This window comes from Nostoc sp. NMS8 (genome assembly GCF_017115045.1).
Lineage (GTDB): Bacteria > Cyanobacteriota > Cyanobacteriia > Cyanobacteriales > Nostocaceae > Nostoc.
In genome coordinates, this window is record NZ_JABXKK010000090.1 from 55,822 (window position 1) to 80,763 (window position 24,942).

24 protein-coding genes and 3 pseudogenes are annotated in these 24,942 nt (G+C 41.0%); 14 read left to right on the forward strand and 13 right to left on the reverse strand.

The window, feature by feature from the left end; genetic code table 11:
* Positions 1 to 34 precede the first annotated feature (34 nt).
* On the reverse strand, positions 35 to 409 hold the full coding sequence (locus HWQ39_RS18985; protein WP_292848320.1) for a hypothetical protein: 375 nt from the start codon (positions 407 to 409) through the stop codon (positions 35 to 37).
* A 128-nt stretch (positions 410 to 537) separates the two neighbouring features.
* Here HWQ39_RS18985 and HWQ39_RS18990 point away from each other — a divergent pair, with 128 nt between their 5' ends.
* Complete coding sequence (locus tag HWQ39_RS18990; RefSeq protein ID WP_292848323.1) at positions 538 to 735, forward strand: hypothetical protein; 198 nt, start codon at positions 538 to 540, stop codon at positions 733 to 735.
* A 111-nt stretch (positions 736 to 846) separates the two neighbouring features.
* On the forward strand, positions 847 to 1,302 hold the full coding sequence (locus HWQ39_RS18995; RefSeq protein WP_292848326.1) for a gamma-glutamylcyclotransferase: 456 nt from the start codon (positions 847 to 849) through the stop codon (positions 1,300 to 1,302).
* 9 nt (positions 1,303 to 1,311) lie between these two features.
* Here HWQ39_RS18995 and HWQ39_RS19000 read toward each other — a convergent pair whose 3' ends face one another.
* From HWQ39_RS19000 to HWQ39_RS19010, 3 genes are all read right to left on the reverse strand, one after another.
* Positions 1,312 to 1,926: a transcriptional regulator gene (locus HWQ39_RS19000; RefSeq protein ID WP_292848329.1), complete on the reverse strand. Its 615-nt coding sequence runs from the start codon at positions 1,924 to 1,926 to the stop codon at positions 1,312 to 1,314.
* A gap of 158 nt (positions 1,927 to 2,084) precedes the next feature.
* The gene (locus tag HWQ39_RS19005) at positions 2,085 to 2,741 is read right to left on the reverse strand and encodes a sigma-70 family RNA polymerase sigma factor (RefSeq protein ID WP_099101330.1); all 657 of its coding nucleotides are present in this window, start codon (positions 2,739 to 2,741) and stop codon (positions 2,085 to 2,087) included.
* A 716-nt stretch (positions 2,742 to 3,457) separates the two neighbouring features.
* Complete coding sequence (locus HWQ39_RS19010) at positions 3,458 to 3,610, reverse strand: hypothetical protein (RefSeq protein WP_292848331.1); 153 nt, start codon at positions 3,608 to 3,610, stop codon at positions 3,458 to 3,460.
* 666 nt (positions 3,611 to 4,276) lie between these two features.
* On the opposite strand from HWQ39_RS19010, the gene HWQ39_RS19015 reads away from it, so the two are divergent.
* Positions 4,277 to 4,921: a L,D-transpeptidase gene (locus HWQ39_RS19015; protein WP_292848774.1), complete on the forward strand. Its 645-nt coding sequence runs from the start codon at positions 4,277 to 4,279 to the stop codon at positions 4,919 to 4,921.
* A gap of 69 nt (positions 4,922 to 4,990) precedes the next feature.
* Here the strand turns inward: HWQ39_RS19015 and HWQ39_RS19020 are convergent, their stop codons facing one another.
* The 6 genes from HWQ39_RS19020 to HWQ39_RS19045 all read right to left on the reverse strand — a co-directional run bounded on the left by HWQ39_RS19020 (position 4,991) and on the right by HWQ39_RS19045 (position 13,048).
* The gene (locus tag HWQ39_RS19020; protein WP_292848333.1) at positions 4,991 to 5,530 is read right to left on the reverse strand and encodes a late competence development ComFB family protein; all 540 of its coding nucleotides are present in this window, start codon (positions 5,528 to 5,530) and stop codon (positions 4,991 to 4,993) included.
* Positions 5,531 to 5,651: 121 nt separating this feature from the next.
* Positions 5,652 to 6,587: a M23 family metallopeptidase gene (locus tag HWQ39_RS19025; protein WP_292848336.1), complete on the reverse strand. Its 936-nt coding sequence runs from the start codon at positions 6,585 to 6,587 to the stop codon at positions 5,652 to 5,654.
* A gap of 779 nt (positions 6,588 to 7,366) precedes the next feature.
* Positions 7,367 to 8,065: a DevA family ABC transporter ATP-binding protein gene (locus HWQ39_RS19030; RefSeq protein WP_292848339.1), complete on the reverse strand. Its 699-nt coding sequence runs from the start codon at positions 8,063 to 8,065 to the stop codon at positions 7,367 to 7,369.
* A gap of 81 nt (positions 8,066 to 8,146) precedes the next feature.
* Positions 8,147 to 9,319, reverse strand: a complete 1,173-nt coding sequence (devC, locus tag HWQ39_RS19035) for an ABC transporter permease DevC (RefSeq protein WP_292848342.1) — start codon at positions 9,317 to 9,319, stop codon at positions 8,147 to 8,149.
* A 107-nt stretch (positions 9,320 to 9,426) separates the two neighbouring features.
* Positions 9,427 to 10,623, reverse strand: coding sequence for an ABC exporter membrane fusion protein (locus HWQ39_RS19040; RefSeq protein ID WP_292848345.1), 1,197 nt, complete (start codon positions 10,621 to 10,623; stop codon positions 9,427 to 9,429).
* Positions 10,624 to 11,662: 1,039 nt separating this feature from the next.
* Complete coding sequence (locus HWQ39_RS19045; RefSeq protein WP_292848348.1) at positions 11,663 to 13,048, reverse strand: cytochrome P450; 1,386 nt, start codon at positions 13,046 to 13,048, stop codon at positions 11,663 to 11,665.
* 301 nt (positions 13,049 to 13,349) lie between these two features.
* Between HWQ39_RS19045 and HWQ39_RS19050 the strand changes: the two genes are divergently transcribed.
* The 3 genes and pseudogenes from HWQ39_RS19050 (at position 13,350) to HWQ39_RS19060 (ending at position 18,244) form a co-directional block, all read left to right on the forward strand.
* Positions 13,350 to 15,563: a phosphoketolase gene (locus HWQ39_RS19050; RefSeq protein ID WP_292848351.1), complete on the forward strand. Its 2,214-nt coding sequence runs from the start codon at positions 13,350 to 13,352 to the stop codon at positions 15,561 to 15,563.
* 193 nt (positions 15,564 to 15,756) lie between these two features.
* Complete coding sequence (locus HWQ39_RS19055; RefSeq protein WP_292848355.1) at positions 15,757 to 16,773, forward strand: GTPase; 1,017 nt, start codon at positions 15,757 to 15,759, stop codon at positions 16,771 to 16,773.
* A 159-nt stretch (positions 16,774 to 16,932) separates the two neighbouring features.
* A pseudogene (locus HWQ39_RS19060) lies at positions 16,933 to 18,244 on the forward strand (IS701 family transposase).
* Between the two features lie 85 nt (positions 18,245 to 18,329).
* Here HWQ39_RS19060 and HWQ39_RS19065 read toward each other — a convergent pair.
* Positions 18,330 to 18,554, reverse strand: coding sequence for a DUF4926 domain-containing protein (locus HWQ39_RS19065; RefSeq protein WP_292848358.1), 225 nt, complete (start codon positions 18,552 to 18,554; stop codon positions 18,330 to 18,332).
* The gene (locus HWQ39_RS19070; RefSeq protein ID WP_292848361.1) at positions 18,551 to 18,898 is read right to left on the reverse strand and encodes a DUF6883 domain-containing protein; all 348 of its coding nucleotides are present in this window, start codon (positions 18,896 to 18,898) and stop codon (positions 18,551 to 18,553) included. The genes HWQ39_RS19065 and HWQ39_RS19070 overlap by 4 nt, the downstream gene beginning before the upstream one ends.
* Before the next feature lie 144 nt (positions 18,899 to 19,042).
* Between HWQ39_RS19070 and HWQ39_RS19075 the strand changes: the two genes are divergently transcribed.
* From HWQ39_RS19075 to HWQ39_RS19110, 7 genes and pseudogenes are all read left to right on the forward strand, one after another.
* Entirely contained in the window at positions 19,043 to 19,306 is a 264-nt protein-coding gene (locus HWQ39_RS19075; RefSeq protein ID WP_292848364.1) for a type II toxin-antitoxin system ParD family antitoxin, read from the forward strand.
* A gap of 5 nt (positions 19,307 to 19,311) precedes the next feature.
* Complete coding sequence (locus tag HWQ39_RS19080) at positions 19,312 to 19,635, forward strand: type II toxin-antitoxin system RelE/ParE family toxin (RefSeq protein ID WP_292848367.1); 324 nt, start codon at positions 19,312 to 19,314, stop codon at positions 19,633 to 19,635.
* Between the two features lie 60 nt (positions 19,636 to 19,695).
* A complete protein-coding gene (locus HWQ39_RS19085; protein WP_292848369.1) occupies positions 19,696 to 19,854 on the forward strand; it encodes a DNA-binding protein in 159 nt (52 codons plus the stop codon).
* Positions 19,855 to 19,887: 33 nt separating this feature from the next.
* Positions 19,888 to 20,055 carry a hypothetical protein gene (locus HWQ39_RS19090; protein ID WP_292848372.1) on the forward strand — a complete coding sequence of 56 codons (168 nt, stop codon included), beginning with the start codon at positions 19,888 to 19,890 and terminating at the stop codon, positions 20,053 to 20,055.
* On the forward strand, positions 20,052 to 20,276 hold the full coding sequence (locus tag HWQ39_RS19095; RefSeq protein WP_292848375.1) for a hypothetical protein: 225 nt from the start codon (positions 20,052 to 20,054) through the stop codon (positions 20,274 to 20,276). Before HWQ39_RS19090 ends, HWQ39_RS19095 begins: the two co-directional genes overlap by 4 nt.
* Positions 20,267 to 20,404: pseudogene (locus tag HWQ39_RS19100) on the forward strand (IS4 family transposase); the annotation flags it as partial. The gene HWQ39_RS19095 and the pseudogene HWQ39_RS19100, both read left to right, overlap by 10 nt.
* A gap of 707 nt (positions 20,405 to 21,111) precedes the next feature.
* The gene (locus tag HWQ39_RS19110; RefSeq protein WP_292848378.1) at positions 21,112 to 21,966 is read left to right on the forward strand and encodes an HIT family protein; all 855 of its coding nucleotides are present in this window, start codon (positions 21,112 to 21,114) and stop codon (positions 21,964 to 21,966) included.
* Positions 21,967 to 22,291: 325 nt separating this feature from the next.
* On the opposite strand, the pseudogene HWQ39_RS19115 reads toward HWQ39_RS19110, so the two are convergent.
* Positions 22,292 to 22,960 (reverse strand): annotated as a pseudogene (locus tag HWQ39_RS19115) (Uma2 family endonuclease); the annotation flags it as partial.
* 282 nt (positions 22,961 to 23,242) lie between these two features.
* Here HWQ39_RS19115 and serA point away from each other — a divergent pair.
* Positions 23,243 to 24,823: a phosphoglycerate dehydrogenase gene (serA, locus tag HWQ39_RS19120; protein WP_292848381.1), complete on the forward strand. Its 1,581-nt coding sequence runs from the start codon at positions 23,243 to 23,245 to the stop codon at positions 24,821 to 24,823.
* Positions 24,824 to 24,942: the final 119 nt, after the last annotated feature.

Below are 24,942 nucleotides of genomic sequence, written 5' to 3' on the forward strand. Positions count from 1 at the left end.
GGGACTAAATGTGTTATGGTTCTAAATTAATTTACTAGGTTAGTAATGCGATCGCCATTTCAAGGTGCATGTTAGCCTTGTGCAAGTTAAGCAAATTCTCTTGGTCGTATCTGTCAGGATAGCTCATAGCTTTGCTCTCCATCGTCAGCTTAATCAGCGCTGCTTGCTCATCAGTGGGTGAATTCATCTCATCTACCACCCCTTCAAGGAATCGAATAACGCTGAAACCTGGTGACTTCAAGCCTCTTCCCTGCCTGAGTTGAGTGAGTGCTATCTGTGGAAATGCCATCAAGGTGACAATCCAACTAGTCTTGTACCCTGCATTCCCAGTAGGCTTTAATCCGTAACGTCTACACAAGTCTCTCAACTCAGCAGTGGTTTTGATTTCGAGTTCTGCACGTGTGAACATAAAATAGAGTTACCCATTTATAAAAGTGGTATCGGTGGTGAACCATTTCCAAGGATGACAACACCACCGATTTGAAATCTTATTTACTCGCTTCCACGTAGATCAGGCTATATTTATATTTCTCAATAATGGCTAATCCTAAAGGAACTCCAGAAAATTTAAAAAAATTTACTACTGACAGAGAGGAGCCACTGAGCGAGAAAATGAATATACGCATGACTAAGACAATGAAAGAGGAAGTGCAGCAACAAGAGAACCCTCCTGAATTTTGTAGAGAAGCTATTCAAGAGAAGCTAGACAAGAATAAAGGCAAGAGTAGTACTTAATTGCTTATCTTCGTAATCTAAGTAAATAAAAATACCTCTAGATATTAATATCTAGAGGTATTCACTATGATAGGTTTTTATTGCTGTCGATTCAGATGGTAAAAACAGGCGATGGTTGAATCAAATATAAAATTTTCTGATTTGGTGCGGGTTTTTGTTTACGGCACGCTCAAACCAGGTGAAGCTAACTATAAAAGATACTGTGCTGGCAAGGTAGTAGATGTAAAAAAAGCTTTTGTACAAGGACAATTGTTTGCTCTGCCAATGGGCTACCCAGCGATGACGCTAGGTAATAGCAAAGTCTACGGATATTTGCTCTCTTTTTCTAACCCAAAGATTTTGAATGAGTTAGATGTGCTGGAAGATTACCAGCCCCATAGACAAACGCCAGAAAACCTCTATAATCGGCAAATTATCGAGGTTTATGAGGCACAGTCGTTCTCTTATAGTTGGGCTTGGGTTTATTTAATGACTCTAGAGCAAGTTGAGCAATTAAGAGGCTTCCTCCAACCTGACGGCTGGTGGAGCGGCTGCGGTTTAACCCTAGAGTACAGTTTTGAACTATAAACTTTGCGATTAATTGATGTCTTGTTTGGAGTCGTGACGTTGCGGCTGTACCTGATGAATTGAATTTTCCGGTGAGGCTACTGCTGCTTTCGGAATTTCAATTACCGGATTATTTAGTCCCACCATCAGCGGCGAAGGGGGAACTATAGACGCTGAGGAGGTTTGTATTGGTTCTGTTTCTGGTCGTTGTGCCAGTTGCGGCACTCTCGAACCACCACCGACGAAGCCAGATACAATGCCGATCGCACAAGCCGCAACGGCAGCACCTCCCACCACCCAGTTTAGACGGGAGCGGCGGTGCAAACGTGTCAATACTTGCTGAACTGTTACTTCTGGAGATTGTTGGGCTGTGGGCACTGGGAGCATCCGCAAGCCTTGGCGCAGTTTTAACAGTCGGGTATACAAGCATTGAACTGAGGCATCATTTGCCAGCCATTCTTCTACTTGCTTGCGTTCGGTGGCTGTGACTTCACCATCGAGATAAGCACTCAATAACTCGAAGCGATCGCGCTTCACCATATCCATAAGACCCGTTGATTCATTGGTATGATTGGCCATTCCATCTGACAAATTTTGAGGAAGTTGCAAAGGAGAACGGTCGTAAAACTGAGAATCAGTAGTCATCTTAACATTATTACCAACTCATACACGGGTAAACTGGGCGGGAATTTTGGGAAAATTAGCCAATTTTCATCCTAAAGGCAGAATCTATGTACGTCTTTGAAGGTAATTCTTAATCTGTGCTTAAATTCTGTCATTGGGCAGAGGCAAGATCCTGTAAATTAAGAGTCTAAATAATTCTGCAAGTGAGCTTGCAACCTCGATCTAGCTCTGGCTATTCTTGACTTCACAGTTCCTAATGAAACTCCAGTGATTTCGGCAATTTCTTCATAAGCCATACCTTCGATTTCTCTCAGGACGATGGTAGTACGAAAAACTTCCGGTAAATCCGCGATCGCTTCCCGCAATTGCTCGTAAAATTCTCTAGTTGTCAGTTCTTCCTCCGGGCCTGGGGTATCGCCGGCGATTTCCCAATCCATCTCACCGTCTTCTAAGGAACGGGGAGCATCCAGTGACAAAGGACTCATCACCCGCTTGCGTTTCCGTAACTCGTCATAAAACAAGTTGGTGGCAATACGGCTTAACCAGCCCCGAAATTTAGCAGGCTCTTGTAATCGGTTAATATTCCGATATACTCGAATCCAAACTTCTTGAGCCAAATCGGCTCTGTCAGCCCAATCTGGAGCTAGGTGGTATAGAACTCGATCAACTTGACTTTGATAGCGGCGTAATAGTTCTGCAAAGGCAGCACGATCTGGTCGCAGTCCGGCTTGACAGCGCAAAATTAAATCGTGGTTAGGGAGTTTGTCAACTTGCACTGATGCTTCTGGATACTTTGCATCAACCGTTGACCAGGATACAGTAATCGATTGACTCATAGATCGTACTGGCTCTAAATCATCCCTATCTATTAGACTTGCTAATGGGGTAGAAGTTCCATGCTCAGGTGACGGATTTCTTACTGGAACACTGAAGCATACAATTTTGGATACATTCATAGCAATAAGCAGAGTCAATTTTTCCTTATACTGCTCTCATTGTTGTCCTTCCAGGGGGCAGGGAGCAGGGGGGAGTCCAGATGAAACGAGTTTCAAAATCCTTACATGAAAATATTCTAGGGACTGGGATTTCTACTCAGCACTGGCTCAACTTAGCTATCCGCTCACAGCACGGGCTAAACGCCCCGCTACCGCTAACAGCACTTTCAAGGTGAGGGGAAGTTGCTCTTGCGACAAATATACACTGATAGCGTAGCGGTAGGGAGTCAGACGCTCCTACGGACGCTCCTACCTTGCTACCGCTTCGCTAACGTTGCGCTATCGAGCGTCTTGCAGGAGAACTGTGGCAGAGATTTGGAGACTGGCTCAACTTAAACCCTTGTTCCCTTTGGTCACGGCAGTTTTTGCTAACAAAAGTGTTGTAATTATATGCACACTTTGATACTTTTAGCAACTGGGTATATACGCTTGATAAAAATAATTAAATCTAGTTATAAGGATAAAGATAAAATTTTGTGATTATAGCTTCTTGATACTTTTAAAATTCAGGTGATAATTTCTGGAAGTTGGGTTGCTGTAGTTGCTAGGATGGTGATTTATTTTTTTGATTTTGTTACCAGAATAGTTACTGGTTGTTCTGGTTGTGGCCCGTAGGCAGTACTAGAGTTATGTTGCTCTGGTACGCGAACTTGAAAAAAGAAATTGAGGGAAAATGTAATTGTGACTGCTAGCAATAGTTTTTCAAACATGGTTTTTCTTTCACCTACACCATTAATGATTGATTGCTACATTTCAAAAGTTCTACCAGAAAGTCTTATTAAAGGCTTACAACCCGCAGAACTTCTGAGGAATGAGGTTGCTCACCTAGAGTTTTGCCGTTGGGACAATTCGCATAGTCTTAGTGTGCCCAGAGGTGTTGGCAGATTTATAGCAGAAATGATAAGTATTGATAAATTTTTGATGTTCGGATGATGAACTCACCCAATTACTCGGCTGAATATGTCAGGGATAAACAATAGGCGATGGCAATGGTAAGAAACGAATCTGTAGGGCGTATGGTAATGCTGCTTTGTTTTGGTACAGCATTTTTATCCTTAGCTGTCCATTGGCGCATTACTACGGCGGAACGGCAGTCTGAAAAGTCTGCATCTACTTCGATGCGGCGAGATTCTATCCAAACCAATTTTAAGGGAAGCCGGCCAGAGGAAGCCTATAAAAATCTTTCCCAGGTTAGTTTAGGGGAAATTGCGTTGGGTGTATCTGTGCCAGCTGATGAAGCTACCCAAGGCTCAACTGTCCAGAGGACGTTTACACGAAAGTCCTCTGCTGTTAAGCCTCAAACTAAATCAAAAATAATTAAGAAGAATGTAGCGAAAGCAACTAATCGTAGGGGTTCTACACTCAAGTCTTCTGCTATTAAGTCTCAAACTAAGTCAAAAATAATTGATAAGAATGTAGTTCGGGGGGTTTCTAGACTCAAATATCCTAATATTAAGCCTCAAACTCAGCCCAAAATTATTAAGAATAATGTCGCTAAAGCAGCTGAACTACCAACTCAGACGCGGCTAGTGGCGCAAGTAGAAAGACAAAATCCAGTTGCGGATAGTTGGCCAAAAGGTCTATGGTCTCAGGCTTCAGCCCAACAAGTACCATCTAATAAGTTGGCAAATACTAAGACGCAAGTGGTGGTTGATTTAAGCGATCGCCGCACTTATGTATATGCAGGGGATGAGGTCATAGCCAGCTACCCCATTGCTGTTGGTAAGAAAGGTTGGGAAACACCCACAGGTTCTTTTCAGGTGATTCACATGCGGCACTATCCAATTTGGCGTCACCCAATTACGGGTAAAGTATTTCAGGCTGGTACGGATAGTCCTTTGGGAGACAGATGGATTGGTTTTTGGTCAGATGGACGGAATGAAATTGGCTTTCATGGTACGCCAGATATTGACCTGGTAGGAACTGCTGTATCCCACGGTTGTTTAAGAATGCGTAATTCTGATGTCCGATTGTTGTATGAGCAAGTAACTATAGGTACAACAGTCGTAGTACGTGATTAATGAATTAAGAGTCATTAGTCTTTTGTCTTTTATCTAAAACAAATGACTAATGACCAATGACTCTTAAAATCATAATTTTTGCTCAAAGTTAGGTGCATAAGCTTGGAGTAAAGCACTAACTTGGCGTACAACCTCATTGCCATTGTTTTTACCCAAAGCTTGCCGTTCTGGGAAGAAGTTGGGCCGATCGAGGTAACGGTTAATTGCCTCACTTACTTGCTGAGAAATTAAGTCTTGGAGTTGTGCCTGAGCCGTTTGGCGCTGGAAGTTAGCACCTTCTTCTGTAGTAGCATATAAAGGTGGTAGCCGATTGAGAGCGTAAGCAGCAATATCCCCAACATCTAGAGAACTTTCGCTCGTGGCTTCAATTTCTGCGACTCGTGCGATCGCTTCTGTTAGCACTAATTCTTCCATAACGTTAATAAATTGTTTGCGAGGTACCGCCACTACCTCACCAGTCAATAGCGCACCCATCAGCCGATCCAGCGCCATATACTCTTCAATTGAGAGTTCAGAGGCGTTGTCACAGATTCTACCTACTTCTGCTTCCATTGCTGGTGTTAAATAACCATCCTGGAGAGCTTGTTCTACAATTTTTTCGATGCTCATAATGCTTATCATCATTTATGTTAGTCAAGCAAGGTAGGGACGGTATCAATTCAATTTGTTTTGCCTAATTATCAGCAAAAAATATACAAATTATGCACAGACGCGATTAATTCCGCCTCTACTAGTTAACGACTTTAGTTCGCCAAGGTGTTGGATCAACAGATTGTCCGTTGACATACAAACCCCAGTGTAGATGTGGCCCTGTAGCAGCACCCGTTGAACCGACTGCACCGATTAGTTGACCAGCTTTCACAAAATCACCTTCTTTAACGTTAATACGACTCAGGTGCATGAAAATACTGGTTACTCCTTGACCGTGGTCAATGCCAACTACGTTACCGTGTATCCGAAACCCTTGTGATACCTTACCTACCAAAGCAACTCGCCCAGCAGCTGGGGCAATTACTGGTGAGCCGGCAGCACCAGCGTAATCAAGACCACGGTGATAGTAGTCCTTTGCAAATGTACCATTATAGTAGCGACGTACACCATAGTTTGTACTCATTCGCCCTGCATTTGGCTTTAGGAATACTCCATTCCAATACTTTTCTGGTGTCTGTAGCGCTTTCAAAGCTGCCACGCGCTTCAGTTCATATTCTGTAGCATCGACTCCGGCTTTGCCAGGTGGCAAAGTAATGCGTTGTACGGGGAATTTGCGATTAAGCACATTCACTGCCAAGTTTTGTACTTGACCATCTCCCGCAATCCGAAGTGTTCTATTTCCAGCTGTTTCTAATGGAGTTGTCGGAACAAAAGCCCGATACTGATTGGGTGCAATTGCAAAGGCTGGGTATGTATTCTTACCACTAGCTACTGTTGGGTTTGTACCATTTTCTGGATTATCTAGATTAATCTCCACTGAAAGTGTATCCCCTAATTTCGCATTAGTGGGAGTCACCTTTACTTGTAAGGCATCTACAGGCAATGCCAAAGCGATCGGGAAAATAGCAAATATTGCCTTGAACACATTTATTGCACGACGATTGGTTGTCAAAGTTTTGACATAAAAACCGAGCAACTTTTTGTTTGAACTACTAGCGCTATTCTCAATAATCATATAACTACAAAAAATCCCTTGCTTGTGTTGGAAAATAGACTAGCTTATAATCGCCAGTGTTTCCTGCTTGAAGCCAATGTTGTTGACAACCATAAATTTTCGGAAATTCTCCAGATACTTATGGATTGCAAGGGCTAATCATTTTATCTGTAACTTTAATGAATTGGTCTTAACTCTAATAACCAAGGTGTATGACATTGAGAATGAGCATAAAATTTAACTAGATTGATGGCAAAAATGCTCTCATGGCTTGTTATATGTGTCACTTGTTAAGCAACAAAGGAAACCCGTTGTGGTTACAGTCATTACATAAATAATACTTGAAGAAAATCTTGGAATCAACTGGACACTTTTTCAACTGGACACTAATATCACATTGTTAAGTTGAAATTGGTATGGGGAAATTACTTAAACTAAGTAAATTGACCTGGATAAATTAAATAATTCGTAATGGGCTACGTCCCGCTACGCTAACGTAATTCGTAATTACGTTTTGTGTTAGCGAGTCTGCGATAGCGCAGCGTTAGCGAGTACTCGAGCGTCGCGTCTGGGGATTTAGCTTAGGTGTTCAATTCGTTCTGCCTTTAGAGCCAGGGGACTTTAAGTCCCAAACTTAGTTAAACTAGATTAAATAATGTAAATATATGAATATTTGCTCTTGGTACGCGCTTCTTTAACGCTAAAAAACTACAATTTTAATGCACAAATTTAGTCTGCTATCCCACACTTAAGATTTACTTTATAAATCAACTCTGAATGATGAAATATGCTAATCAGCTTTAGGTTGATAGTGTTACTTTTGACTTGAGTTTGCCATCTTCCATATCAAGAATGCGATCGGCAATGTCTAGGATGCGGTTGTCATGAGTAACCATTAAGATGGTACAGCCTTGTTCTTTTGCCAGTTTTTGCATGAGATTAACTACATCTCGTCCCGATTGACTGTCAAGGGCGGCAGTGGGTTCATCTGCAAGGATTATTTGAGGATGACTGACTAAAGCACGAGCGATCGCTACTCGTTGTTTTTGTCCCCCAGATAGTTTATCAGGATAGTAATGCAAATGATTTCCTAATCCTACCTGCTCTAACATCTGGGCTGACATATTTAGTATCTTTTTTGACCCAAGATGTTTATGTAGTTCCAAAGCCATTTTGACGTTTTGGAGTGCCGTTAAACTACCATGCAGGTTATGTGCTTGGAAAATATAACCGTTACGCCGTCGCGCCTGCACTAGTTGTTCAGCACTTGCACCACAAAGTTCTCGTCCCAACACCCGCAAACTACCAGATTGAGTAGAACGCAAGCCACCCACTAATGTCAGCAAGGTAGTCTTTCCCGAACCAGAGGGCCCGGTCATCATAATAATTTCACTAGCATTAATCTCTAAGTTGATGTTAGATAAAACTTGCTTACGGAGTGAGCCGTGACCAAAGTGGTGGTCGAGATTCTGGATGGAGATGATGGATTGATTAGTCATAAATAGATCGATTACTCGTGACGATCGTCATTGGTCATTGGTCATTTGTCCTTTGTCAATGACCAATGACAAATGACAAATTTAAAACATATCAGCGGGGTCGGTGGCTTGGAGTTTGCGGGTGGCGATCGCACCAGAAATGGTACACATAAGTATGGTCAGCACTAATACCTGCAATGCCCGAATCGCAGTCATGTACATGGGCAAATTTGTAGCTGTGCGAGTCAATTGGTAAAGTGCTAAAGACACTCCCAATCCAGGAAAGAAGCCCAGTGCTGCTAAGATTAACGATTCTTCAAGCACTACACCTAATAGGTAATAATTGCGATATCCCATTGCTTTAAAGGTGGCGTATTCCCGAACGTGGGCATTAACATCGGTGGAGAGGACTTGATAGACAATAATCACGCCTACCACAAATCCCATTGATACACCCAGGCTGAAAATAAATCCAATTGGAGAATTTGTTCTCCAGAAATTATTTTCAAATTCAATAAATTCGGCGTGGGTTAATACTTTGACATCATTTCTGAGGTAGAGTTTGAGCATTGCTGCCACTTTTTTCGGGTCATAGCCTGGTTTAAGAACAATCAAACCTAAACTGACACTGTTGGACTGTCGCCCAGAAAATAGCCGTAAAAAGTTCTGATCGCTGGTAATCAGGTTGCCATCAGAACCAAAGGAAGCCCCGACTTGAAACAAGCCACTAATGGTAATGGTACGCCGTTCTATTTCGGTAGTCAGGGTTTTACCTTGTTCAATTTGAGCGATCGCTTTTTGATAATCTCCTCTTGCACCACGATCAAACAAGACGGTATCGGGTAATTTGATCGCTTGCAATTGCTGGTTAACATCTGGTAAATCAAAGGCTGGCTTATCTGGGTTAAAACCGATAACTAACACCCCCGTTTCACGATGCGTTTGGGGATTCTTCCAGATTGTGTTGTTGAAATACATTGGTTCCGCCGACTTTACCCCTGGTATATCCATTGCTTGGTAAAGTCGCCGACGAGAAAATGTAGACAAGCTTGGCAAGTTACGGGCTTGGGGACTAGTTAAAACAATGTCTGCTTCCAAACTGCGATGTAATCTAGTGTTACTGTCATACAGCGCAGTTTGAAAGCCTAGCTGCATGAACATGAGAAGATCCGCAAAGGCAATGCCTGATAATGCCACGAAAAGACGGCTTTTTTCATGATTCAGTTGCAGCCATCCTAGAGGAGTTCGCCGTCGCAGTTGTTTGATCAATCTCATAATTAGGGACTGGGGATTAGGGACTGGGGATTAGGGATTAGGGACTGGGGACTTGTTCATCGACTTCAGAATCTCCCACTCCCAGTAACCAGTCCCCAATCCCCTTTTCACAATTCAATTACTGCCTTAACCTGCATATTGCTTAAGGTGGCAGCTTTTTGGCTGGAGGCTTCATCTAGTCGTATGTGGACTTCTACTACTCTGTTGTCGATATTGCTGACGGGATCTGTGTTAATGACATTCTGTCGTCGCACTTGCAAGCCTTTGCGATCTACGATTCCCTGTAATTCAATCGGCAGGTAATCACCAATTATTCGTACTTGCTGCCCTGAATGTACTTTGCCGATATCGCTTTCGTAGACTTCGGCGATGACATACATCTGACTGGTTTGTCCAATATCTGCAATGCCATCATTTGAGACTAATTCCCCAGGATGGGTATGGATCTCAAATACCTGTCCATTTTGGGGCGATCGCACTTCTGCCTGTTCAAGATTGACTTTTGCCAGATTCATGGCTGCTACGGCACGATTAATTTCTGCTTGGGCGGCTTCTACATCCACTCCGCGCACTTCAGCGATTTCATCGAGTGTTGCTGTAGCTTCTTTGACCTGTTGTTGGCTAGTTGATTGGGTACGATTTAACTGTGCTTGGGCTTCTTGCAAGCTTTTTTGGGCGGTTTCCAGGTTTAAACGCTTACTATCCCGTTGAGAAGCGGAAATTGCGCCTTGTTGATATAGTTGCTGATAACGTTCGTTTTCTGCTTGGGCGTTACGCACTTCGGCTTGAAATCGCTCAATTGTCGCGGCTTGGGCATTAATATCACCTTGGCCTTGGGCTTCTAGACGAGCGATCGCAGCTTTTTGGGCGGCAATTTCACCGCGTTTAGCACCTGCTTTAGTGCGGTTCAGGTTGGCCTGGGCTACTTTTACCTGTTCTTGCGCCTCTTTTAAAGTTGCTTGGAGGCGATCGCGGCTGTTCAAAATTGCAATTATTTGTCCCGCCTTTACCCTATCTCCCTCCTTCACCAACAACTTTTCTACCCGACTTCCTTCAGCAGATACCGCAGCCGAGAGTTTAATTACCTTTCCCTGTGGTTCGAGTCGTCCTAAAGCCGTTACCGTTGTTAACTGTGGTAATTGTGTTACTGGCACTTGTGCTTCTGGATTTGCATAGTTTTGCCAGCGTTTTACTATATAAAAACTTATTCCGCCAATCAATAAAGATGCAATTATACCTATAGCAACGGATGGACGCAGAATAGACTTAGGGAACGTTCTGTACCCTAGCTTTGAGTTTCGCACCGTAGATTACCTCTTAACTAGTGGCGCAGAAAAAAGAATAGATTAGGCTTTTCTCCGTACTTGTTTGCTAATTCCTACTTTTTGAGTTAGTTATTGTTGATTTATCACTTCTAAGTCCATAAAATAATTTGGAAATTGTTGAGACTTTACTTAGATAAAGTGATTTAGCTGGCTAGGATAACAACGAATATCTCTACAAAATTATAGGTTTATGTTTTTAGCAAACTACTTTTGTTTTATGAAAGTACTCAGGTATAGTAAACGGTTTTGAAATTCCGGGTTGTAACAGCGCCAACAATCATAATCAAATTAAGTAAATAACCAAAAATATTTGGTGTAATTAAGATCGGTGGAAATTTATATCAAATTTTGATGATAATAGCGTTTACCAATCGTATTAGGTACATCATATTCTTCTCCTCACTTGCAGGGTGGGATTTTTGTACCTCATAAGGGACAAGAACCCCTATAATCCCATTCAAAGGTTAAAACGAAACATTAACCAAACTGCATTGGGACACCTGTAGCTTGCAATTCTCACAAATCAAATAGGATTGCTGTAAGTAAGTCGGTGCTAATATTTCCAGCTATGTTAAGGAATTTTAATGTAGGGTGTCTTGTCGCAGAGCGCAACGCACCATCAACAATCTCAGGTGCGTTAGCCTTAGCCAATTTATGAACTAGTGTTTAGCTAATTGTACTTACTACAATATCGCCTTTTGGGATGTTGGCTACACCTACGAGGTCGGACAAACCCCAGCAGGAGATTGGCTAGGAGTGCGATGCCTTCTCTACGAGACGCTACGCGAACGGCGGGCGGTTACGCCATCGCAAAGTGAATTTGAGTACAATCCTTAGAAAGACCAGCAAAAATCTCATGTTTAAAAAGTCCGATTCGCAGTTTCAAAACAGGGTTGGCAAGCATTTTTTAAATGTTGTACCGCATCTGAATATGAGAACCGCTATATTGGACTCAACAAAGGAACGCTATAAATGGCAGTTGAAAATTTGCAAAACGCAACTATCAACCCCCAAACCATTAAACAGTGGTTGTCTGTAGAATGGAAGGCTTGACCTGACGTTGACTCGTAACAACCATCTCAATGGGACGATCTGGGCCTGTCACTAAACCACGGCGTTTAGGTCGCACTTCACCTTTATTAACTAGTTGTAATTCTTTACTAGAAAGGATTTGAGCAAGTGCTAGCTTCATTTCCAACTGAGCAAATGCTAGGCCAATACAACGCCTTGCACCACCCCCAAAGGGTAAATATTCATAAGCGGAAAATTGCCGTTCTAAAAAACGTTCTGGTTTAAACTGCTTAGGTTCTGGATAAATATCTTCTCGGTGGTGGGTTAAATAAATAGAACCAATTATGACTGTACCCGGTTCTAATTCATAACCGCCTAGCGATATTGGTGTTCTTACTTTTCTGGGAAAAGTTAGCATACCTACTGGGTAAATTCGCAATGTCTCGGAACAAACAGCGTTGAGATAAGGTAATTTGAAAACGATGCTGGGGTCTAGGTTATCACCCAAGCTATCTAATTCTTGCAATAGCTTTTGGCGCACTGATGGTATTTTGTGAATCCAGTATAATGCCCATGCTAAGGCTGTTGCTGTGGTTTCGTGACCGGCGACTAACAGAGTCATCAATTCATCACGCAACTCTTCATCAGTCATGGGTTGACCGGCTTCATCCCTAGCAGCCATGAGTAAGCTAAGAATATCTGTGCGGCCTGATGAATCTGGTTGTTCTCGACGTTCCCGAATTTCGAGGTAGATGAGTTCGTCAGCTTCTTGCTGAAGGCGCATCTGGTTTCCCCAGAAGTTAATCGGGCCAAAATCCCTTTGCAAAGCTGGAAAATAAAGCAAAGCTACACTTAAGCGAGAACTGGTCCTTTCTAAAAGATCGCCCAAAAAATGCTGTAGTTTTTCGGCACGAGGCCCTTCATATAGACCAAATACAGCCTGCATAATCACCCGCAGGGTAATAGCTTGAGTTGCAGACCGAATATTAAAGGGTTTACCTATCTGGTATTGGCTGATAACTTGCTTGGTGACATCGGTAATCACCTCGCTATAGTTCCGCATTCTTTCGCCATGAAAGGGAGGCATTAACAACTGACGTTGACGCTGGTGTTCTGCGCCGCTAATGGTAATCACAGAATGCTTTCCCAGCAAAGGTTCAAAAACATCATTCAGATCGCCAGGTGCTTCTAATTCCTTGGTATCATTTGTTAAAATTTGCTGTTGCGCTTGGGGGTTGCTGACAATCACCAAAGGAGGAAGATTTTTATCTACTCTGAGAGTAAAAATCTCGCCATAGCTTTTAGCACAAGCCTCCATAAATGACATCGGATTCGCAATCCAGCGTAGCATCTGTACAACTGCTGGAGTTTGTGGGCCGTTTGGGAATTTCATAAATTTTTTTGCTGCTTGATATTTTTTGCTACTTAAACCGTTTCTTCGTGAAGCTGCATATATTTACCCACCAGCTACACTGTTCTGCCTTACTCAGGGAAAATTACAGAGAAGTGTTGTTATCTGCATTGTCATACAGAATTGGTATGAAACTAATTTAAATTTTGCTTGCGTAACCATTTAAAGTACTTATTCTAACGTTGCAAAAAAGCAATAAACTGTTACAACCTCGAAGATGTAAAATTTTGGTTAAATTCAACGAGCATCTACAGTTTCACCTCATCGTCAAAAGGTACTCAGCATGACTGCAATCTCCCCAAAGGCATCTTCAGCGCTTCCCAATTTTTCTGAAGGGATTCAATATTTTGGTGAAGCTTTACCAGATTTTGAAACTTATGGTGCTACACCTGCTATTGAGTCGGGCAAAATAGCGATCGCATCGACCACAGACAAAGCAGCTGTATATCAAACTTTACTTGCTGCTGATGCTTTACGCTACCTAACTTTGCAAGTTACTGCTAGTAAAGCTTCTGGGCATCCCGGCGGATTTGCCAGCCAAGCAGAAGCTTACGCATCTCTTGTCATGCTGGGATACAAAAACATTATTACCGAAGTCGGACACCACGCCCCCGGATTTTATAGTGCCATGTTCTTGGATCGTTCGCTAGAGGACATGGGAATTTTTACAGTCCAACAATTGCGCGATCGCTTCCGAGAAAAGCACGGACTCTTAGGACACCTTTCTGGTTTCATTCCCGGTATTCTCGCACCTGCGGGGCCTTTGGGACAAGGGCAGCATTTTGCAATGGCGGCTGCACTGTTGCACAAAGATAAGTTGTTCCCCTTTACAGTTGGGGATGGTGGATTGGGTGAGCCTTATATTGTAAGTGCGATCGCACACTTCCATACAGCTTATCCTGCTGTCACCAACTTTTTACCGATATTAGTGTGGAATGGTTACAGCCAAGAACATCACAGCATGGTTTCCTTAAAAACCAATGCACAGATGCAGGCATATTGGCAAGGTAATGGTTTTGATGAAGTCGTGTTAGTGGATGCCAAAGATTTCGACGATAAAAACCAGCCAGGGGATTACGTTGATAGTACCGCCTTTTCCTTTGAGAAACGCCTAGCATTTACGCAAGCAGTACTTTCGGGTGTAGATAAAGCAGCGCGTTTTGCATTGGGTGGTAAACTTACCGTCTTCATTATTAAACAACTCAAAGGTGCAGGAGTCCACGCGCGGGGTGCGAAATCTCACAACCTCTATCCTAAAGACACGCTAGATGCGCCCCATATTATCAGTGCATTGCAAACCCGTGCTTTGTCTGCGGAAGCTTGGCAATTAGTCAGAACAAATGCCGAACGCGCCGGTGGTGGCCCAGCAGCCAAAACTGTGGTGACAGAATTTGAATTCCCATTACCAGATTTAGGCGAATTACCTTTAGAAGAATATACAGTTGGTGGCGAACCCAGAGTTTCCACTACCGCAATGGGAAGATTGGTAGGAATCGTAGGAAATAAAGATCGAAATTTTCTTGTCACCAACGCCGATGGTAATGAAGCATCGGGAATTGCCAACATCAACCAAGCATTAAAGATTATCCACCCCACAACCGACGACTTATATTTCCAAGCACCAAATGGACAAGTTTATGAACCATTGAGTGAAGATGCTTGTGCCGGTTTAGCTGCCGCTTTAGCATTAATGGGTGCGAGAACTTTGTGGTGTTCTTACGAATCTTTTGCCATCAACGGATTACCAATTTGGCAAACTGTAACCCAATCAATGGCAGAATTACGCCGTCAAACTCCCTCGACTATTACTTTATTCACAGCAGGTGCATTAGAGCAAGGGCGAAACGGTTGGACTCACCAACGTCCAGAAATTGAAGCTTACTTTGCTTCATTGATGCGAAATGGAAATGTTTTCCCATTATTTCCGCCTGATGCTAATAGTATTCAAGCTTGTTATGACTGGGCGTTGAAAACTAAGAATAAGGGAATTGTGATAACTGCAAGTAAATCGCCATTGCCAATTCGCACAACTTTAGAACAAAGTCGTCAAGGGTTACGCGATGGTGCAGTGCTATTACATGAAGTCGCTCGTGATAAGCAAGTTGTATTTGCTGTAATTGGCGATTTAACATTAATTCCAGTATTTGAAGCTGCTGCTTTCTTAGAAAATGAAGGTATTGGTGTCAAGATAGTTTCTGTCATCAATCCTCGGCAATTGTACCGTAGCCATGATACTGCTTGGGACACTTGTTCTGAACCCGAAGGTGGTTTCTTGGATGATGCCAAATTTGCTGAATTATTTGATGGTGATGCGTTAATTGCTGTTACTGGTGGCGCTGCGGGGATGCTGGAACCAATTCTGTTGCGGAGTACGGCGAAGCGCGACACTTTTGCATGGAAACGTGGCGAAACTACAGCCAGTGCTGGTGAGTTGATGGCATTTAATGGATTGACTGCTGAAGCGTTGACGAAACGTGCGATCGCATTAGTGCATTAAGCTGGGTTTAGGTAGAAAAGTCTGAATTTTTAGCCGCATATATACGCAAACAGATGCCCATAGATTGGCATTTTGATGCGTGTATCTGCGGTTCTTCTTATTCATCATGTTTTGTTAATTTTTAATTAGATAGATTTTTTGAATTTTTCTTATTGTCGATTGAATCTAAATAAAACATAGAAACACCATGAACATGACAAAAGATAATACTTTACTAAATAATCTAAAAAAATTGTTTTCTTCGATAGATTATAAAGCTTATCCATCATTCATAGATGATTTATTTTCTCTAATTAAATCTTTACAAAAATCTCGTAATAAATCATTTGTTTTTCTCTTGGTTGGCCGTACAGGAGTCGGTAAGTCAAGCACTATAAATTCACTAATGGGTGAACCAATTTGTAATATAGGTGATTACGATCCAACCACAATGGAAGTTCAGTCTTACGAGCATGAAATTAACGGTATTAAATTCACTATAATTGATACTCCGGGTCTTTGTGACAATATTCCAGAAAAGGGTAATGACCAAAAGTATATAGAACTTATACGAAACAAAGTAAAACAAATTGATTCATTATGCTTTGTAACTCGTCTTGATGATGCAAGAGTTAGTACCGATGAAATGCGAGGCATAGAACTTATTTCAGAGGCATTTACACAAGATGTATGGAAATATGCCGTTATTATTTTTACACGCGCAAACAAAGCAGATAATTATGTAATAGATTTACAAGAAAGAACAAAACGTATTCAACATGAAATTGCAAACTATACGGGTGATGAAGTAGCCAGTACTATTCCATCAGTTGCAGTAGATAATAAGAGCCAAACTACCCCAGATGGTAAGAGATGGTTGGAGGAACTTTATACACAAATATTTAAAAAAATGTCTGATAGAGGTGCTGTGCCATTTTTTTTAGCAACAGTTACAAGAATAAATAAAACAGTTAATAAAGGAAAAAATGGATCTCAAAAAAATATTTCGGATAATCACGAACGAAATAATGCTAAGGAGACAGAGATTAATTTTAACAGCCAACAAAGGGAAGAAATTAAAAGTAAATTATTTAGTGCTGTTCCTATTTTAGAAAAAATATGCGGTTCCCTTGGTTCCATATTTGGTGGCTCAGTAGGTAAAACAATAGGTGAAACAATAGGTGGTGTAATAGGTCACGGTATTGACTTTATTTTTTCCCTATTTTCATAATTTTAACAGCACATCACATAAAAATAAAATCTACTACTACACTTTAAAACCTGCTTTTGTAGGTTTTTTTAATATAGCCGCGACTTCATTTATTAACCCTCTTTTGTCACTCTCGCCAAAGTATAATTAAGCGTGATCGCAAAAACTAAGACAGAGAGTATGGTTGAGGCTCGCCCACCTGTACCCACAGTAAAATTTGTGGACGAATACTGCCAGTTGTATCAAAACCTCTTTCCAGAAGTTAGGAGCTTTGAAGCTTTTAAGTACCTACACATGGGATGTGTTTCTGATATAAAACGTAAAACTCTACCAGAAATAGCGAAAATTGTAGGGCTAGATAATCATCAGGCATTACACCATTTTTTAACAGAATCACCCTGGGACGTACAAGAATTAAGAAGGCAAAGATTAGAATTAATATTGTATATACTTAAAGGTCGCCCAATAATACTAATTATTGATGAGACAGGGGATAAGAAAAAAAGAAATACGACTGATTATGTGAAACGACAGTACATTGGAAATTTAGGTAAAACAGATAACGGCATTGTGGCGGTTACAGCATACGCAGTTTTATCTGGAATGACGTTTCCTCTAATATTTGAAGTATATAAACCAAGGGAAAGACTACAACTAGGAGAAAAATATTTAACTAAACCTGAAATTGCCGAAGCAATGATTAGAAAATTGCGGTCAATGGGGTTTAGATTCAATCTTGTCCTGGCAGATAGCTTATATGGTGAAAGTGGTAAAAACTTTTTAACCGTATTAAATGAATTAGAGCTTAATTTTATTGTAGCAATTCGGTCAAACCATAGAGCATGGGGAATTACAGACTCGAAAATCAAATATTCAACCTGGCAAAGATTCCGGCGTGTTTTTTCAGATTTAAGTTCAGAAAATAGATATATTAGAGAGATAATATGTGGCAAAAAATCCGAAATCGGGTATTGGCAAATAACAACGGATATTGAAGTTCTTCCAAAAAACACGACTTGGTATGTCATGAGTAAATATCCAGACATTACTCCAAGAGATGTGGGTAATTTTTATGGTTTAAGAACTTGGGTAGAATATGGGTTAAAACAAAGTAAAAATGAATTAGGGTGGGCAGATTTTCGCCTAACTCATTATTCACAAATAGAGAAATGGTGGGAAATTGTTTTTAGTGCTTATCTTTTGGTTAGTCTTCATTCCGAACAATTTCTTAAATTTCCCCCACAATCTGAATCCAATTTTTCATCGCATCCCTGGTGGGATAATGGGAATGGTTGGAATAATATTCTGGTGGAACCTCCGTTTAATAATTCAACCTTTCGTACTGTTTAATTTAATTAAACCTTGGCTAATAATCTTTAAAATTCCTCAGTTATCTGATGGCTTTTGTACGCTTCAGAGGATTGTCAATAGTCTTACTTATTCAATTTTTCAGAATTTCAGTAACCCTAATTTATATTTTTCCTCTGCCTAGAGTGACAAAAGAGGGTTAAGCACTAAAGAGGATAAATTTAGGAAGCACATAGGCATAGCCCATCTTAGACATAGCACTATTCACATTAATTTATCAGCCGCGATCGCGCAATTTCTCTTCTACCGATTGGACGTACTTGTATGCTGTAGAGCGAAACAATTGCCACAGTTTCTCCATCTAATGTGACAAATTCAACCTCATATCCTTTACCACCCTGATGTACTAAAACAACTGTACCTATATCACCCTCTTCTAAACTATATTCTGGTATATCACTAGTCAGAATAACCTTATCAAGTTCTTGAATCATTCTTCTCTCCGTTTCAGTGGGTATGAAGTAACAAACTTAGGAATAGTTTCCCCTGTTTCAATAAACCAAGCAGAAAGAACCACAGGATTTCTGCCATCTGGTGAAAGCAGTGTACCTTCTACAGCATATCGAGTTCCGAATGGTGAATCTTCAATCTTTGTAACATCGTTATCAGCAACATGATTTAGTAATGCCTGAGCAAAAGTTTCCCAATCCTCTATTGAAAAACCAAACGCAGTGAAAAACTTTTCCTTGCTGCGTCCATCGGGGTGAGTTGGCGACAACAGATACTCAGTGATTTTTCGCTGTGGCACAACTGCCAGTTCATAATTCGGCAGTTTCAATCCGCCTCTCTTACCTTCTTATCTTTAGTTTATCGCCAGTTGTCTCTTAATTTATCGCCTTTCTGAGCGTTATAGAAAGGCTTGATGCCATAAAATGGCAAAAACTGCCATAATGTAGAAAAACAGATTCAAAAACTAACACTTGTGAAAAGTATAAATATTTCTTTACCTGACACCATGCGAACTTATATAGAAGAACAGGTAGCTCAAGGTGGTTATAGCAGTGTCAGCGAATATTTTCGTGAATTAGTGCGACAAGACCAAAAACAGAGAGCTAAAGAACGTCTAGAAGCAATGCTTCTGGAGGGATTAAACTCTGGGAATGCAACAGAAATGACTGTTCAAGATTGGGAAGATATCCGTCAAACAATCCGACAAAGAATGAAAAAACATCAAGATGCAATTTAGCCGTGATGTTTGAAATAAAAAAAAGACCTCAAGTTATCCGGGACTTAATAGACTTAGCAACGTACATAGCACAAGATAACTTAGATGTTTCAGACCGCTTTTTAACAGCAGCCGAAGCAACATTTAAACAATTAGGAAAAACCCCAGCTATTGGTAAACAATGTCAGTTTATCCATCCAAATCTAGTAGAAATTCGACAAATATCTATCAAAGGATTTCAAAAATATCTTATCTTTTACCGCATCACTGAATCAGCAATTGATATTCTACGGGTCATTCATGGTGCAAGAGACGCTGAATTAATATTTGATGAAGATTTAGAACTATAGCTTATCCTGCAAATTATCAATTTTTTTCATGTATTTAACATTTTACAGGAGGATGTAACCATGACTGACACTCAAAAGATGGTTCGCTTAAACTTAGATTTGTCACCTGAACTAAATCAGATATTAGACGGACTAGGAAATAAAATAGGCACAAGTAAAGGTGATGTTCTGCGTCAGGCTATAACCTTGATGCAAATTATGGTTATAACTAAAGAGTAAACCAAAAAATTAGGAGTTACAGAAGCAAATCAATTGATAGTGAATGAAATCATTCTTTCATTTGAACAGCAGCCAAAACCGCATCCACTAGACACATTTATGGAAAGGCTTGGGCCTTGGGAAGATGAACGTACTGCTGAGGAAATAGTCAAAGATATTTATGATAGTCGTACTATTTCTAACAATGACATTAGTCTATGACTTATTTACTTGATACTGATACTTGCATTTATTGGATTAAAGCAGAAGTGTTGAATGTTAAGAAAAATCCGATAAGAATAGCCCAAAATAGGGTAATTTTGGGCGAAGGCTTAAAATATATTAGTTTGATTGTGATTATAAATTCATTTCCTAAAATTGTCAAAGATATACTGAGAAAGCTGCCAAAAAACGATTATCCAGTATTGAACAGTCGTATCTGATTTTACAGCTTTTATCTATTCCCGAACACTGGGGACATACACTATTAGATAAATTCCGCTATCTTCAATCTTGTATGTGTCAGAAAATCAGCTATGTTCATTGGTTTGAGGAGATGATGTTATGTTGACGAATTTAGGCTTTTTAGAGTTAGTGTAACTACTTATGTAAAGTTTTGTATCAGCATTCAACATTTCTGGGATTAAAGATATTAATTCAGTCAGAACTAAAGTTAGAGAAATAGGATGGGAGCAAATTTATATTTGCAGCATCACGGTTGCTGAGTTATATTTTTGTGCTTATAATTCTCGACCAGTAGTGGAAAATTTAACTCGTGCAGAAGACTTTATTCAAAATTTACCCGTCGTACCTTTAACCGATCCTGCTCTGAGAAAGTATGGTGAATTAAAGGCACAACTCCGTAGAATATGACAAACAATTGCTGAATTTGATTTACTAATTGCTAGGGTCGCACTTACAGAAAATTACACTTTAGTAACAAACAATACTCGTCACTACGAACGCATCAATGGATTAAAATTGGAAAACTGGACTCTCCCTTAGAAACTCAACATTAGTTAGTCCGGTAGGCTGTATTATGCTGTCTCCAAGCCAGTATACACGCACAGCAGAACAAATTGTTGATGAAATATATTCAAGTCGGACTGTAAGCGATGTCTTACGACAAGCCGCTTTGCGTCTATGCGATTATAGCTTGTGAATTATTTACTCGACACTGATACCTGTTTTCACCTTAAAAATTATCAGATGCGATCGCATAACCTCAAGGGATGCTGGGAATAATAAATTTGCGATATCTGCACCAAAATTCATTCCATGAAACAGAGAAAAAATCAATTCAGTCATCTGACTGCGATCGAAAGAAGTTATCTGTCATTTCCTGCACAGTTTTTATTAAATCAAAACCTGTTACAAGGTAAAATACTAGACTTTGGTTGCGGCTTTGGGAATGATGTTAAGATATTACATCAAAAAGGTTATGATATTACAGGTTACGACCCTTATTATTTTCCAGAATATCCTGATAATAAGTTCGATACAATAATTTGCTTTTATGTTTTAAATGTTTTATTTACTGAAGAACAAACTAATGTTCTCATGGAAGTATCACACCTATTAAAACCAGGAGGTAAAGCTTATTATGCTGTAAGAAGGGATCTCAAAAAAGAAGGTTTTCGAGAACATTATGTTCATAAAAAACCTACCTATCAGTGTATTGTCAAACTTCCCTTCCCCTCGGTTTGTTTAGATGAACGTCGGGAATTATATGAATATATCCATTATAATCATCAGCGAAATTCATCTAATTATTGTATATTCTGTAATCCCCATAAAACTCTCAAACTATTAACTGAATCAGCAACAGCCTATGCTATTTTTGATGGCTATCCTATAAGTAAAGGTCATGCTTTGATTATTCCCAAACGTCATGTTAGCAATTATTTTGAACTGCCATTAAAGGAGCAATCTGCTTGCTGGTTTATGGTGAACAAAGTGCAAAAAATTCTCCAAACAGAATTTGAACCTGATGGTTTTAATATAGGAATGAACATCAATCGAGCCGCAGGTCAAAATATTATGCACGCTAGTATTCATATCATCCCTCGTTATAAAGGTGATACTGTTTCTAGCAAAAGTGGAATCAGGAACGTTATTCCTAAAAAGGAATAGTTTTTTACTAACAGTTTCCAGTAGCAAATCTTGATTTAGGCATTTGCCATAAATCTGAAAAACTCAGCTTTTTGAGTATTGTTAAAAAGATTGCAAAATATTTCAGTTAACTCAAATTGTCTGGATCTATTCCCAGCGCTCTTAATTGTTCAGTCAATTGTTGCACCCGTTGTTCCGCTTGTTGAGCGCGTTGTGTCTCTTGTTGAGCAAGTTGTGCTGCTTGTTGAGCGCGTTGTGTCTCTTGTTGAGCAAGTTGTGCTGCTTGTTGAGCGCGTTGTGTCTCTTGTTGAGCAAGTTGTGCTGCTTGTTGAGCGCGTTGTGTCTCTTGTTGAGCAAGTTGTGCTGCTTGTTGAGCGCGTTGTATCTCTTGTTGAGCAAGTTGTGCTGCTTGTTTTACTTGTTCTGCGGGCGTGAGATATCGTTGTCCTTGCTCATCATACCAATACATCCATTCTCGTGTTACGCCACAATAATTTCCCCTTTCGCAACCAATTCCTAAGCCAATCTCTGGTAGCCAAAATGGGTTTCCCTCTTGCAATTCATACTTACCATTAACTAACTTATGTACTTCCAGATGCGGTTTACGGCGGCGACGAGAGGAGTAAATTACGTAATAGAGTACACCTAAAGCCTCATATTCAGCTAATTTAGTAGTGTATTCCTTACGATAATTTTGGGATACTACTTCTAGGACGAAAATCGGTACAACATTTTCATCCCACAGCACATAACTAGGACGCAGTTCCTCATCATAAAAACGCTCTACCCCTAAGCTCAAAAACCCATCTGGCACGATTGGCGGTTTATCTGGGTGATAATAAATACCCATATCTATGGCAAACAACCAGTCTAGGCGTTCTGCCCAAAGTATCAGCAAAATCGCTTTTAGCAAGCCTGGTATCAATTCTTGCAGTTCGTTATCCACAGGTGTTTCATCAGAGTCCGGTAGTTCCTCGGCTGAGGGCAAGTACCTTGGCAAGTTGTACTCTAACATGGGTGGTTTCCACAAAACTCAAAGGATATTTGGCTCACCAGAATTATAGCGATTTCTGAGCTAGTACTTGGTCAAGCTAGTTTTGAGAGTTTGTAGTCAGCAATAAAAATACTTAGCAGGCATTAGCCACCGGAAGCAACTCATGCTTTGATACCACGACCATATAGTGTAAGTTAAAGTTAAGTCGATATTCAAATGAATAATTTTTGCTGAATTGCGACAGATAAAGACTAAACTAAAAAGTCTTGTGCAGCAAAACCTGTAGCTTTAAATGAAATAATCATGTCTAAGGTTCTTGTCTCCGATTCTATTGACCAAGCTGGAATTGACATTCTTTCGCAAGTTGCAACTGTTGATGTCAAATTAGGTCTAAAACCAGCGGAACTGAGTGAAATTATTGGTGAGTATGACGCGCTGATGATTCGCTCTAGTACACGCGTCACTCAAGAAATCATTGATGCCGGCACCCAGTTAAAAATCATCGGTCGTGCTGGCGTGGGGGTGGATAATGTAGATGTTCCCGCTGCCACACGCCGGGGAATTGTGGTAGTCAATTCTCCAGAGGGAAATACAATTGCCGCTGCCGAACACGCACTAGCAATGATTTTAGCTTTATCTCGCCACATCCCCGATGCTAACGCTTCGGTGAAACGCGGTGCTTGGGATCGCAATAGCTTTGTCGGTGCAGAAGTCTATAAAAAAACTCTCGGCGTTGTCGGTTTGGGCAAAATTGGTTCCCATGTTGCGGCTGTAGCTAAGACAATGGGGATGAAACTCCTAGCTTACGACCCTTTTATTTCTACAGAACGAGCCGAACAAATTGGCTGTCAGTTGGTGGAGCTAGATTTACTCTTCCAGCAAGCAGACTATATCACCCTCCACATTCCCAAAACCCCAGAAACCACGCACTTAATCAATGCCACAACCTTGGCAAAAATGAAACCCACAGCCCGGATTATCAACTGCGCTCGTGGTGGGATCATTGATGAAGTAGCTTTAGCAGCAGCTCTGAAAGCTGGTAAAATCGGTGGTGCAGCCTTGGATGTGTTCGAGTCAGAACCCCTGGGTGAATCTGAGTTGCGATCGCTAGGCAAAGAAGTTATCCTCACCCCCCACTTGGGAGCCTCTACCGCAGAAGCTCAAGTGAATGTGGCCATTGATGTTGCCGAACAAATTCGTGATGTACTTTTAGGACTACCAGCGCGTTCAGCCGTCAACATTCCCGGACTCGGCCCCGATGTGTTGGAAGAACTCAAACCCTACATGCAGCTAGCAGAAACGCTCGGTAATCTAGTAGGACAGCTAGCTGGCGGACGGGTGGAAGTACTGAATATTCGACTGCAAGGCGAACTTGCAACTAACAAAAGTCAGCCTTTAATCGTCGCTGCTCTGAAAGGACTACTTTACCAAGCTTTGCGAGAACGAGTAAATTACGTAAATGCCAGCATAGAAGCCAAAGAACGCGGAATTCGGGTAATTGAAACCCGCGATGCTTCCATTCGAGACTATGCCGGCACACTGCATCTTGAAGCCACAGGTACTTTAGGTACTCATTCAGTAACAGGCGCTTTGTTGGGTGAGCGAGAAATCCACCTCACTGACGTTGACGGTTTTCCAATTAACGTCCCACCCAGCAAATATATGTTGTTTACTTTGCACCGCGATATGCCGGGGATCATCGGCAAACTGGGTTCCCTACTCGGTAGTTTTAATGTGAATATTGCCAGTATGCAGGTAGGTCGTAAAATCGTCCGTGGCGATGCGGTAATGGCTCTGAGTATAGATGACCCTTTACCAGAGGGCATTTTGGATGAAATTATCAAAGTCCCTGGTATTCGGGACGCGTATACAGTAACACTATGAGTGCTGAGTGCTGAGTAACGAGTGCTAAGTGAAGAAAAGTTAGGAGTGAGTAGTGAAGAGTTAAAAGTTAAAAGCTCCTAACTGATAACTCATAACTCATAACTGATAACTCATAACTC

Bases quoted from the DNA above. Each gene is read 5' to 3' on its own strand.
- HWQ39_RS18985 (WP_292848320.1), bottom strand. From the start codon at position 409: ATGTTCACACGTGCAGAACTCGAAATCAAAACCACTGCTGAGTTGAGA.
- HWQ39_RS18990 (WP_292848323.1), top strand. From the start codon at position 538: ATGGCTAATCCTAAAGGAACTCCAGAAAATTTAAAAAAATTTACTACT.
- HWQ39_RS18995 (WP_292848326.1), top strand. From the start codon at position 847: ATGGTTGAATCAAATATAAAATTTTCTGATTTGGTGCGGGTTTTTGTT.
- HWQ39_RS19000 (WP_292848329.1), bottom strand. From the start codon at position 1,926: ATGACTACTGATTCTCAGTTTTACGACCGTTCTCCTTTGCAACTTCCT.
- HWQ39_RS19005 (WP_099101330.1), bottom strand. From the start codon at position 2,741: ATGAGTCAATCGATTACTGTATCCTGGTCAACGGTTGATGCAAAGTAT.
- HWQ39_RS19010 (WP_292848331.1), bottom strand. From the start codon at position 3,610: ATGTTTGAAAAACTATTGCTAGCAGTCACAATTACATTTTCCCTCAAT.
- HWQ39_RS19020 (WP_292848333.1), bottom strand. From the start codon at position 5,530: ATGAGCATCGAAAAAATTGTAGAACAAGCTCTCCAGGATGGTTATTTA.
- HWQ39_RS19025 (WP_292848336.1), bottom strand. From the start codon at position 6,587: ATGATTATTGAGAATAGCGCTAGTAGTTCAAACAAAAAGTTGCTCGGT.
- HWQ39_RS19030 (WP_292848339.1), bottom strand. From the start codon at position 8,065: ATGACTAATCAATCCATCATCTCCATCCAGAATCTCGACCACCACTTT.
- devC (WP_292848342.1), bottom strand. From the start codon at position 9,319: ATGAGATTGATCAAACAACTGCGACGGCGAACTCCTCTAGGATGGCTG.
- HWQ39_RS19045 (WP_292848348.1), bottom strand. From the start codon at position 13,048: ATGAAATTCCCAAACGGCCCACAAACTCCAGCAGTTGTACAGATGCTA.
- HWQ39_RS19050 (WP_292848351.1), top strand. From the start codon at position 13,350: ATGACTGCAATCTCCCCAAAGGCATCTTCAGCGCTTCCCAATTTTTCT.
- HWQ39_RS19055 (WP_292848355.1), top strand. From the start codon at position 15,757: ATGACAAAAGATAATACTTTACTAAATAATCTAAAAAAATTGTTTTCT.
- HWQ39_RS19065 (WP_292848358.1), bottom strand. From the start codon at position 18,554: ATGATTCAAGAACTTGATAAGGTTATTCTGACTAGTGATATACCAGAA.
- HWQ39_RS19080 (WP_292848367.1), top strand. From the start codon at position 19,312: ATGTTTGAAATAAAAAAAAGACCTCAAGTTATCCGGGACTTAATAGAC.
- HWQ39_RS19085 (WP_292848369.1), top strand. From the start codon at position 19,696: ATGACTGACACTCAAAAGATGGTTCGCTTAAACTTAGATTTGTCACCT.
- HWQ39_RS19095 (WP_292848375.1), top strand. From the start codon at position 20,052: ATGACTTATTTACTTGATACTGATACTTGCATTTATTGGATTAAAGCA.
- HWQ39_RS19110 (WP_292848378.1), top strand. From the start codon at position 21,112: ATGAAACAGAGAAAAAATCAATTCAGTCATCTGACTGCGATCGAAAGA.
- serA (WP_292848381.1), top strand. From the start codon at position 23,243: ATGTCTAAGGTTCTTGTCTCCGATTCTATTGACCAAGCTGGAATTGAC.